Here is a 10,927-nt window from a genome sequence, read left to right as displayed (position 1 = left end):
TTCTTCCGGCGGGTTCTTGCCGGGCGAGACGAGTTCCAGACCCATGGTGTGCTCCGAGAGGGGGGATGGCGCGATAAGACCTCCCATTTTATGCCTTTGCCGGCCGCCGTGCAGGTGGGGTGTGGCCGACCGGTGGTTGCGGCATGGGCCGACCCTCGCCCGCGCACCTGCCTGATCCTCCCGGCGCCCGGGCCGGCGCACGGTAGAGCTCCTTCCACGGAGCCCGACCATGACCCTGCATTCCGCCTGCTTGCGCCGCCTGCTACCCCTGTCCGCCGCCCTGCTGGCGCTGCCTTCGGCCGCGTGGGCCCAGGCGCTGGCCAGCCCGCCGCGCTACATCGACCTGGCCGACCGTCTCCAGCCCGGCGAGACGCCTGACGATACTGCCTACCGGGAGCTCGACCGCTGGCTGGCCGACGAGTTCAACGACGCCTGCCCGGACGCGTTCTGTGCCGGGCGCGTCGGCAACTACCGTCCGCTGCGCCTGGACTGCGTGGTCGACACCCGCCAGGACCGGATCCATACCTGCCGCTATGCCGTGGTCGCCAGCCAGACCTGGGTGCACCCAGGCACCGGCACGGTCCGTACCGAGCTGAGCCAGTGGTACTGCCCGCTGCCGTTGCCGTATGCACTGTCGGCGGCGGATTTCCTGGCGCACATGACCACGCTGCAGCCGAACAGCTCCGGCTACCTGTTCAACCGCCTGCCCGGCGGGCAGGTGTCGATGTTCGACGTGCTGCGTCGCTGCCTGTCCTGATGGCCCGCCCAAGGAGAATAGCCATGACTGCCGTACTGCCGTTGGTTCGCCTTCCCGTGCTGGCCGTTGCGCTGGCCCTGCTTTGCTCCGGCCCGGCCTTGGCCACCGAGGTACCGCCGCCCGCGCACGTGGACCTGGTCGACTACCCCACCCCCCAAGCGAACTGGAACGCGTTCCGCGACCTGCGTCGCCGGCTGGAAAACGCATTCGACGACGTCTGCCCCGATACTTTCTGCGAGGGCGAATACAGCGACTACGAGCCGATGAAGCTTCGCTGCTCGGTCGAGCTGGCCACCGGCCGCGTCAACGGTTGTGCGTGGGCGTTTGCCGCCAGCGAGCTGCAGGTCGACCCGGCCACCGGCGCGCTCCTGCACCAGCAGCCGACCTGGCTGTGCCGCATTCCGATTGGCGGGCGCACGTCGGTGGCGTCGCTGTTGGCATCGCTGGATGGACCCCAGCCGCTGTTCCAGTCGCTGCCCGGCACCCGCCTGACTGTGTTCGACGCGCTGGCCGACTGCCTGCGCTAGCCTGCACGCATGGACTCCCTGCTTGCCGCCGCCGCCCGTGCCCTTGCTGCAGGTGATGTCCTCACCGCGCTGGGGCACGTCTCCCTGCGCGACGACCCACCCGCTCTGGCGCTGCGTGGCGTGGCCATGGCCCAGCTGGGCGAACTGGAGCGGGCGCGGGCGTTGTTGCGGCAAGCCCAGCGCGGATTTGGCAGCGACGAGGTGCTGGCACGGGCCCGCTGCGTGGTAGCCGAGGCCGAAGTCGCGCTGGCGCTGCGTGACCTGGGCGGTTCCAGTACGCCGGTGCTGGCCGCGGCGCGTGCGTTGCACGCGCGTGGCGACCCGCACAACGCACAACAGGCGTGGCTCATCCTGGCGCGACGCGCACTGCTGCTGGGGCAACGGCAGGATGCTTGCCGCGCATTGGCGCACGTCCACGCGCGCCCACAGACGCCGGCGGTGGCGGCGATGGCCGCACTGACCGATGCCGCATTGGCAGCCTGCGCCTTGCAGGTTCCACACGCGCAGGCCGCCCTGGCGCGGGCGGCCGATGCGGCCCACGCATCCGGCATCGACGCGTTGCAGGCAGAGGTCGCCCGCGCCTGGCAGCAGCTCGCGCAGCCCGCGGCGCGCAGGGTGGGGCAGGGCGCCGACACGCCACTGGACCTGGCCGCCGTACAGCGACTCCTCGGCTCGCCCACCTGCGTGATCGACGGCTGCCGGCGTGGCATCTGGCAGGCAGGGCAGTGGCGTTCGCTGGCGCGCCGTCCGCTGCTGTTCGCGCTGTTGCGCGCGCTGGGCCAGGCGTGGCCGGGCGATGTGGATCGCGACCTGCTGATCAACCAGGTATTCCGCACCCGTGCCGGCGACCACACCCATCGTGCACGCCTGCGCGTGGACATTGGACGGGTCCGCGCAGCGGTTCAGGGCCTGCTGGAGATCGACCCGACCGACACCGGATATCGGTTGCGTGCACCGCCCGGTACTGACGTCACCGTGCTGGCGCCGCCGCGCGATGGCGAGCCGGCGGCGTTGGAAGCGCTGCTGGGCGATGGCGCGGCCTGGTCCACCTCGGCGCTGGCACTGGCGGTGGGCGCAAGCCAGCGCACCGTGCAGCGCGAGCTGGTGGCGCTGGAGGCCGAAGGTGCGGTCCGCAGTCACGGGCGGGGACGCGCGCAACGATGGCTGGGCACACCGCTGGCCGGATTCACGACGATCTTGTTACTCCCTGCCTCGCTGCCAGGCGACTAGTGTCATGGCCAGGCACCCCTTCCGACGTGCCAGGAGATGTTGAGATGGACACTGCAATTGCCGAAGTCACACGCGAATACGGCCCGTTCGACGGCGCCGATGCCGTACACGGAGTCAGCTTCGATGGCCACCACGTCTGGGCTGCCACCGGCGCGGCGCTGCTCGCGATCGATCCGGACACCGGCCAGACCGTGCGCTCGCTGCCGGTCCCCTGCGATGCCGGTACCGCCTTCGACGGCACCCACCTGTACCAGATCGCCGAAGCGCGGATCGACCGCATCGATCCACAGAGCGGCAAGGTGCTGGGCTCGATTCCCGCGCCGGGCGGCGGCACCGACTCGGGCATGGCCTGGGCGGAGGGCAGCCTGTGGGTGGGCCAGTACCGCGAGCGCCGCATCCACCAGATCGACCCTGCCGACGGGCGCGTCCTGCGCACGATCGAATCGGACCGTTTCGTCACCGGCGTGACCTGGGTGGATGGCCAGCTCTGGCACGGCACCGACGATGGCGAGCGCAGCGACATCCGCCGCGTGGATCCTGACACCGGCAAGGTGCTCGAGCGGCTGCAGATGCCTGACGGCATGCACGTCAGCGGTCTGGAAGCGGGCGGGGACGGGCTGTTCTACGCCGGCGGCGGGCGCAGCGGCAAACTGCGCGTAGTGCGCCAACCACGGGCTTAACGTGACTCATTCTCATTTGGAGGGTAAGATGCCGCGCCCATGTCGTCCAATGCCTCGACCCTGACTGATCTGCTGATCCGCGAACGCCCGGCGCTGCTGCGCCTGGTGCGGCGCATTCTGGGCAGCGACAGCAGCGCCGAAGACGTGATCCAGGCGATCTGGTTCAAGGCCCGTGGGGTCGATGGCAACGTGACCATCGACAACCCGCGGGCCTATCTGTACCGTCTGGCGACCAACCTGGCCACCGACCAGGGCCGGGAACGCAGTCGCCAGGCGCGGCTGTTGGCCGACCACTACCTGTGGGGGCCGGAGGAAGTGCTGTCCACGGAAGAGCAGGCCATGGCCCAGGACGAGCTGCAGCGCGTGCTCGCCGCCGCCGACCATCTTCCCGAACCGACCCGCACGATCTTCCGCCTCAACCGGTTGCAGGGGCTGACCCAGGCGGAGATTGCCCGACGCCGTGGCGTGTCGGTCACCACCGTGGAAAACCATGTGCGGGCCGCGCTGCAGCGGCTGGCATGGGCGCGCAGCGGGCGGTAAGGCGCATGGACTTGGGGAAGTGCCGTTCCCACGCGTCTTGATGGTAACGGCACTGCCACCGCATACCCTGCCAGCCATGAGCCCGCACGACCTGCCAACCGATTCCGCCCGACCCGTATCGCCCGACCTGCTTGCCGAACAGGCGCAGGCGTGGATTGCATGGCTGGCGTCCGGCGCGGCCGAGCCCGAACGCATGCAGGCCTTCGAGCACTGGCTGAAGCAACCCGGTCACCGCCGCGCGTTCGAGTATGAGCGGCAGTTGTGGAAGGCCGTGGCGCAACCTCCGCAGCGCGTGACCCGGCCGCGACGCCGGCGCGGACCCCGTCTTGCGTTGGCCGCTGCTGCGGTGCTCGCGCTGCTCTGGGTATCGCCTGAAGCGTGGCTGCGCCTGCGCGCCGACCATCGCAGCGGCAGCGAAGTGGTGACCCTGGCCCTGCCCGACGGCAGCCGTGCGGTGCTCGATGCCGACTCGGCCATCGCGGTCGACTACAGCGACGCCGAACGCGGCATCCGCCTGCTGCGCGGTCGTGCCTGGTTTGAAGTCGCGCCCGGGCACGCGCAGCCGTTCCGCGTCCGCGCGCAGGGTGGGGTGGTGGAAGACATCGCTACTGCGTTCGCGGTGGCCGACAGCGCACACGGTGTGGACGCCGAAGTCTCGCAGGGACAGATCCGCGTGGCGGCGACCGCAGAAGGCGGCTGGACCTACCTGCTGGCCGGGCAGCGCGCCGGCTTCGTACGCGGTGGGCAGGTGGTGCGCTACGACGATCTCGCACCCGACCGGATCGCGGCGTGGCGCGATGGCGAGCTGTTGCTGGACGCGGCGCCGGTGCGCGCGGCGGTCGACCAGATCGCGCGGTATCGCAGCGGTCCCACCTTCGTGCGGGGCGACCTGTCGGCCCTGTCGCCGGTCAACGCCGCGCTGCGCGTGGACCAGCCCGAGCAGGCACTGGACGCGCTGGCGATGTCGGCCGGCCTGCGCGTTACCCGCCTCCCGCTGGGCGTGGCGATAGTGAGTCGCGCAGCGGCGCACTGAATCCGCCTTGGGGATGCGCGCCCCGCAGTCGTCTTACCCCCGAACGTACCCGCCGCCGCCACGTACTTCGCAGCGCCCGCACGCCGTGCGGGGACGCCGTCTGCACGGCATCGCCTTTCCTACAGGTTTCAACATGCTTTCCATCTCCCGACCGCGCGCACTGCCGCGCCCGTCCCGCCTGTGCATCGCCCTGCTTGCGGCCGGCCTTGCCGCTGCGCCTGCGGCGCCGGTACTGGCCCAGTCCGGCGACGACACCGCACTCTCTGCCGTGCAGTCGTTCGATATTCCGGCCCAGCCCCTGGCCGATGCGCTGCGCAGCTACATGCGGCAGTCCGGCGTGCAGGTGGCGTATCCAGCGGCATTGGCCGAAGGCGCCACGTCCACCGCCGTACGCGGCACGCTGGATGCGCAGACCGCACTGTCGCAGCTGCTCGGCGGCAGCGGGCTGGCGCCGCGCGTGCTCGGCCCCGGTGCAGTCACGCTGGAGCGCGCTACCCGCGGGCAACGCGCTGACGGCGTGATCGTCACCGACGCCCTGCGCGTGGTCGGCGACCAGGCCAGCGTGTCCGGCAACGACAACGAACGCGCGCTGGAGGTCTATCGCAGCAGCGGCTCGAGCGTGTACGTACCGCGCGCGACCATCGAGCGTTTCCGCGGCACCTCCACCGCCGACATCGTCAAGGGCGTGGTCGGCGTCACCGCCGGCGACCCGCGCACCGCCAACGCGCTGGACCTCAACATCCGCGGCATCCAGGGCCAGAGCCGCATTCCGGTCATCATCGATGGCGGCCAGTCGACCATGGACACCTACCGTGGCTACGCCGGCCAGTCGCAGCGCACCTACCTCGATCCGGACCTGATCTCCAGCCTGACCGTGACCAAGGGCCCCAGCCTGGGCGCGAACGCGTCCGGCGGCATCGGTGGCGTGGTGGAAATGGAAACGCTGAACATCGGCGACGTGCTGCGCGACGGCCAGGACGCCGGCCTGCGCGTGCGCAGCGGCGTGTCCAACGGCAGTGCCCGCGACGTACCGGCCTACAACGCCGTGCCGCGGACCGACCGCAACAGCCTCGGCGGCCAGTTCTTCAACATCGCCGGCGGCAAGCACTGGGACCGCTTCGACCTGGTCGCCGCCTACGCCTGGCGCGACACCGGCAACTACTACTCCGGCAAGCACGGCTACGACGACTTCCCGCAGACCCGGCGCACCCTGGCCCCGTTGAACCCGCCCAATACCGAAGTGTTCAACACCTCGTCCAAGTCGAACTCGGTGCTGCTCAAGGGCACCTGGCGGATCGACGACGTGCAGACCCTGGAAGCCGGCTACCGCCATTACAGCGGTCGCCAGGGCGAGATCATGGCCTCGCAGATCATCCGGGTGGACCGCGACCGCGTGCCGCAGTGGGAACCGGGCAGCGTCGACCTGGATGCCTACAACCTGCGCTATCGCTTCAACCCGGGCAACGACATCGTCGACCTCAGGGCCAACCTCTGGTACACCGAGGCCGACAGCCTGATGTACAACGGCCTGACCGGCATCACCCCGTGGTACTTCGACCGCCGCACCGAGTGGTACGACGGCCCGACCTTTAATACCGACCCGGGCTACAAGGACGCCTACCGCAACGACATGACCCAGAAGCGGTTCGGCCTGGACGTGTCCAACACCACGGTGCTGGTCACCGACAGCGCGGGTCTGTTCACCTTCGACTACGGCCTGGCCTTCAGCGACGAAGACGTGGGCCCGGGCGACAACGCCCCGATCAAGCATGACGACCTGATCAACAACCGTTTCCTGCGAAATGCGGCGCGCAAGGAGTACAGCGCGGTCGCGTCGATGAAGTGGCAGCCGGGCGAGCGCTGGGACGTGCTGGTGGGCGGACGTTTCAGCCGGGTCAGCATCCATGACCGCAACCGCCTGGCCACGCCGGACGGCGAGGAGGTGATCGGTCAGTACCGCTACACCCAGCTGCTCAACGGCAACCCGGCGCTGCCGGCGTGGCGCGCGCAGCGCATCGCGATGCTCAACTGGTACCCGGATGCGAACGGCCAGTTCACCGAAGCCTCGCTGCTGGCCTCGCCGTACAAGCAGGGCACGGTGGCCGACATCACCGGCTGGAACTTCCACGACGTCACCGCTACCGAAGACCTGGTCGTGCCCACCAGCTGGACCTGGTCGCAGCCGATCCGCCGCACCGACAATGCGTTCATGCCCACCGCCAGCGTGACCTGGCATGCCGACGAAGACACGTTGCTGTACGTGAAGTACGCCGAAGGGGTGAAGCTGCCGAGCCTGTTCGAAAGCACGCTGGGCCTGTTCACCGCGGCCAAGCCGATCGACGGCGAGCTCAAGCCCGAACGCGCGGCGACCTGGGAAGTGGGCGCCAGCACGGTGAAGCACGATCTGTTCGCCGACGGCGACCAGGCCGCGTTCAAGCTGGCGTACTTCAATACCCGCATCGACGACCTGATCACCCGCGACTACCGCACGTTGTCGGCCGGCTACATCCGCAACATCGACCGCTTCAAGGTCTCCGGCCTGGAGTTCCAGTCCAGCTACGACGCCGGCAAGGTGTTCGCCGACCTGTCGGCGCACTACTACTTCGAAGCCAAGACCTGCGCGCCGGACATCGCCGCCGAACGCCGCGCCTATGGCGTACAGCGGAAGATTGCGGAGCTGGCCGCCACGCCGGACTGCGTGGACGGTGGCTTCGAGGGCTCCTACAGCAACACCCAGAACCCGCCGCGGTATACGGTGAACCTGACCCTGGGCTCGCGCCTGTTCGACCAGCGGCTGAGCTTCGGCACCCGGGTGATCCACAACAGCGGGCCGATCAGCAAGCTGGACAAGGAATGGAACGTGGGGTTGTCGGCGATCCAGCAGCTGTACCAGCCGGCGACGGTCGTGGACGTGTTCGCCAGCTGGAAAGCCAGCGAGCAGCTGGCCTTCGACTTCAACGTGGACAACCTGACCGACCGCTACTACCTGGATCCGCTGGCGCTCGGCGTGATGCCGGCGCCGGGCCGGATCATGCGGCTGGCCGTGACCTGGCGGTATTGATGGAACGGGCGCGGCCATGGCCGCGCCCATGTTCCGTTTACGCCGCGGTCGAATCCGCGTGAAGCGCCTCGTTCAATTCATCCACCACGATCGCCCAGTCGGCATCTTCCTTCAGCTCTTCGCCCAGGAACTGCCGCTGTGCGTCGTTCCAGTAAGGCGCTTCGGCCAGGGTGACATCGGCCGGCAGCTGATGGTCGAGGATGAACCTGGCAATGGCCTCCTTGCTGGAGTCCAGCCCCAACTGTTCGAACAGGTTGGTCATGCGCGATTCGGTGGTGTCCATCATGGCAATCCTTGTGGGGCGGAAGAATGCGCCATTATCAACACCACGGGGTGAGGATGGCATCGCCGGAATGGGGGAGCAGGGCCTGCCCCGGCAATCCCGCTTGGGGTAGTCTGCGTGGCAGGCGTCTTACCCGTGTGACGCGCGCTGCGCGGCACTGCCACCTTTTCCTGCCAGAACGCCATGAACGCCACCGAGACCCTTGAAGCCACCCGCAGCCAACGCCTGAAGGCCGCCACCCGCGACAGCCACGGCGCGCTGGACAAGCGCATCATGGCCGGCGAGATCTTCGCCGACCGCGACCGCTTCGCCCGGTTCCTGCGTGTGCAGTACCGCTTCCACCGCGACATCGACGCGCTGTACGCCAATGCCGCGCTGGACGCGCTGCTGCCGGACCTGGCCGAACGCCGCCGGTTGCCGCAGGTCACCCGCGACCTGCATGACCTGGAACAGGTGTTGCCCGGTCCGGTGCCGATGCGGCTGGGTCCGGACCTGCCGTTGCCGGCGGCGCTGGGCTGGTTGTACGTGGCCGAAGGCTCCAACCTCGGTGGCACCATCCTGTACAAGATGGCCGGCCAGCTCGGCCTGGACGCCGGCTTCGGCGCGCGCCACCTGGCCGCCCATCCCGATGGCGCGGCCCGGCATTGGCGCGCCTTCACCGCCGCCCTCGACAGCGTGGCGCTGACTCCCGAGCAGGAGCAGCAGGTGATCGATGCCGCCGACGCGGCGTTCCGCAGCGTGCATGACCATGTCGAGCTGGAATTCGCATGAGCGCTGACGGCAGGACCCGGGCACCCTGATGCGTTGGCTCTGGTTCTGCCTCGGCTGGGTGATGGTCGCGCTGGGCGTGATCGGCGCGCTGCTGCCGGTGATGCCGACCACCATTTTCCTGATCCTGGCGGTGGGCTGCTTCGCGCGCAGCTCGCCGAAGTTCGAGCGCAGGTTGCTGGAGCATCCGCGCTATGGCCCGTCGCTGCGCGCGTGGCGCGAGCAGGGCGCGATCAGCCGCAAGGGCAAGGCCTTCGCGGCCGGTGGCATGGCCTTCGGGTTCGTGATGTTTCTCTGGGGCGCGCGGCCGTCGTGGCCGTTGTTGCTGGGGGTGGGTGTGTTTTTCCTGGCCAGCGCGGCTTACGTGCTCTCAAGGCCGTCGCCCGCGCCGTGATCTACGTGGGACACGCATGGCGTGTCGCTACGACCCTTGGTCGCCCGGTGGCGTAGAGACACGCCATGCGTGTCCCACGTGGTCCAGGTGCCGCGACGCCCTGACGGACGTCGCGGCCCCAAACCTCTTACAACAACGGCACCAGCAACAATGCCACGATGTTGATGATCTTGATCAACGGGTTGATCGCCGGCCCCGCCGTGTCCTTGTATGGATCGCCCACCGTGTCGCCGGTCACCGCGGCCTTGTGCGCTTCACTGCCCTTGCCGCCGAAATGCCCGTCTTCGATGTACTTCTTCGCGTTGTCCCACGCGCCACCGCCGGTGGTCATCGAGATCGCCACGAACAGGCCGGTCACGATGGTGCCGATCAGCAGGCCGCCCAGCGCGCGCGGCCCCAGCAGCAGGCCAACCACCACCGGTACCGCCACCGGCAGCAGCGACGGCACGATCATTTCGCGGATCGCCGAGCGGGTCAGCATGTCCACCGCGCGGTCGTACTGTGGCTTGCCGGTGCCCTCCATGATTCCCGCGATCTCGCGGAACTGGCGGCGCACTTCCTCCACCACCGCGCCGGCCGCGCGACCCACCGCTTCCATCGCCATCGCGCCGAACAGGTAGGGGATCAAACCACCGATCAGCAACCCGATGATCACCGTGTGGTCGGAGAGGTCGAAGGCGAACACCTCACCGGGATGGGCGGCCTGCAGGTTGTGCGTGTAGTCGGCAAACAGCACCAGCGCGGCCAGCGCCGCCGACCCGATCGCATAGCCCTTGGTCACCGCCTTGGTGGTATTGCCCACCGCATCCAGCGGGTCGGTGATGTCGCGGATCTCCGGCGGCAGCTCGGCCATTTCGGCAATGCCGCCGGCGTTGTCGGTGATCGGCCCGTAAGCATCCAGCGCCACGATCATGCCCGCCATCGACAGCATCGAGGTGGCCGCAATCGCAATGCCATACAGCCCGCCATGCAGGTGCGCCAGCCAGATCGCCGCGCACACCGCGATCACCGGCAACGCGGTCGACTTCATCGACACGCCCAGCCCGGCAATGATGTTGGTCCCGTGCCCGGTGGTGGACGCCTGTGCCACGTGCTGCACCGGCTTGTACTGGGTGCCGGTGTAGTACTCGGTGATCCACACGATCAGGCCCGTCAGGATCAGGCCGATCAGCGCGCAGATGTACAGGTTCATCGCCCCGTGCGCGTTGTCCGGCATCAGCTGCTGGGTGATCGGGTAGAACGCGATCGCCGCCAGCACGCCGGACACGATCACGCCCTTGTACAGCGCGCCCATGATCGAGCCGCCAGGCTTCACCTTGACGAACAGCGCGCCGATGATCGAGGCGATGATCGAGACCCCGCCCAGCACCAGCGGGTACAGGATCGCATTGCGCCCGGCCTCGGCGATCATCAGGCTGCCCAGCAGCATGGTGGCGATCACCGTGACCGCATAGGTTTCGAAGAGATCCGCGGCCATGCCGGCGCAGTCACCGACGTTGTCGCCCACGTTGTCGGCGATCACCGCCGGGTTGCGCGGGTCGTCTTCGGGAATGCCGGCTTCGACCTTGCCGACCAGGTCCGCGCCGACGTCGGCGCCCTTGGTGAAGATACCGCCGCCCAGCCGCGCGAAGATCGAGATCAGCGACGAACCGAA

11 protein-coding genes are annotated in these 10,927 nt (G+C 68.8%); 9 read left to right on the top strand and 2 right to left on the bottom strand.

Annotated elements, in window-relative coordinates:
• Window positions 1–229: 229 nt before the first annotated feature.
• The 7 genes from RYM47_RS19390 (at window position 230) to RYM47_RS19360 (ending at window position 7,828) form a co-directional block, all read left to right on the top strand.
• Entirely contained in the window at window positions 230–757 is a 528-nt protein-coding gene (locus RYM47_RS19390) for a hypothetical protein (protein WP_315390139.1), read from the top strand.
• Between the two features lie 23 nt (window positions 758–780).
• Complete coding sequence (locus RYM47_RS19385; protein ID WP_315390138.1) at window positions 781–1,284, top strand: hypothetical protein; 504 nt, start codon at window positions 781–783, stop codon at window positions 1,282–1,284.
• A 9-nt stretch (window positions 1,285–1,293) separates the two neighbouring features.
• On the top strand, window positions 1,294–2,514 hold the full coding sequence (locus tag RYM47_RS19380) for a helix-turn-helix domain-containing protein (protein ID WP_315390136.1): 1,221 nt from the start codon (window positions 1,294–1,296) through the stop codon (window positions 2,512–2,514).
• A gap of 44 nt (window positions 2,515–2,558) precedes the next feature.
• Window positions 2,559–3,194 (top strand): glutaminyl-peptide cyclotransferase, encoded by a 636-nt coding sequence (locus RYM47_RS19375; RefSeq protein ID WP_315390135.1) that lies wholly within the window; start codon window positions 2,559–2,561, stop codon window positions 3,192–3,194.
• Between the two features lie 39 nt (window positions 3,195–3,233).
• Window positions 3,234–3,734, top strand: coding sequence for an RNA polymerase sigma factor (locus RYM47_RS19370; protein WP_315390134.1), 501 nt, complete (start codon window positions 3,234–3,236; stop codon window positions 3,732–3,734).
• Between the two features lie 76 nt (window positions 3,735–3,810).
• Window positions 3,811–4,767: a FecR domain-containing protein gene (locus RYM47_RS19365; protein ID WP_315390133.1), complete on the top strand. Its 957-nt coding sequence runs from the start codon at window positions 3,811–3,813 to the stop codon at window positions 4,765–4,767.
• A gap of 133 nt (window positions 4,768–4,900) precedes the next feature.
• Window positions 4,901–7,828: a TonB-dependent receptor gene (locus RYM47_RS19360; RefSeq protein ID WP_315390131.1), complete on the top strand. Its 2,928-nt coding sequence runs from the start codon at window positions 4,901–4,903 to the stop codon at window positions 7,826–7,828.
• A 37-nt stretch (window positions 7,829–7,865) separates the two neighbouring features.
• Here RYM47_RS19360 and RYM47_RS19355 read toward each other — a convergent pair whose 3' ends face one another.
• The gene (locus RYM47_RS19355; protein WP_315390130.1) at window positions 7,866–8,111 is read right to left on the bottom strand and encodes a DUF2789 domain-containing protein; all 246 of its coding nucleotides are present in this window, start codon (window positions 8,109–8,111) and stop codon (window positions 7,866–7,868) included.
• Between the two features lie 183 nt (window positions 8,112–8,294).
• On the opposite strand from RYM47_RS19355, the gene RYM47_RS19350 reads away from it, so the two are divergent.
• Both RYM47_RS19350 and RYM47_RS19345 read left to right on the top strand, forming a co-directional pair.
• A complete protein-coding gene (locus tag RYM47_RS19350; protein WP_315390128.1) occupies window positions 8,295–8,882 on the top strand; it encodes a biliverdin-producing heme oxygenase in 588 nt (195 codons plus the stop codon).
• Between the two features lie 28 nt (window positions 8,883–8,910).
• Window positions 8,911–9,273 (top strand): YbaN family protein, encoded by a 363-nt coding sequence (locus RYM47_RS19345; RefSeq protein ID WP_315390127.1) that lies wholly within the window; start codon window positions 8,911–8,913, stop codon window positions 9,271–9,273.
• A gap of 127 nt (window positions 9,274–9,400) precedes the next feature.
• On the opposite strand, the gene RYM47_RS19340 is transcribed toward RYM47_RS19345, so the two are convergent.
• Window positions 9,401–10,927 (bottom strand): sodium-translocating pyrophosphatase (locus RYM47_RS19340; RefSeq protein ID WP_315390125.1); only part of this gene is annotated, 1,527 nt, incomplete at its 5' end.

It is taken from the genome of uncultured Stenotrophomonas sp., assembly GCF_963519125.1.
GTDB lineage: Bacteria > Pseudomonadota > Gammaproteobacteria > Xanthomonadales > Xanthomonadaceae > Stenotrophomonas.
Note: the sequence above shows the minus strand (reverse complement) of the source record. Positions and strands in the feature narration are given on the sequence as shown.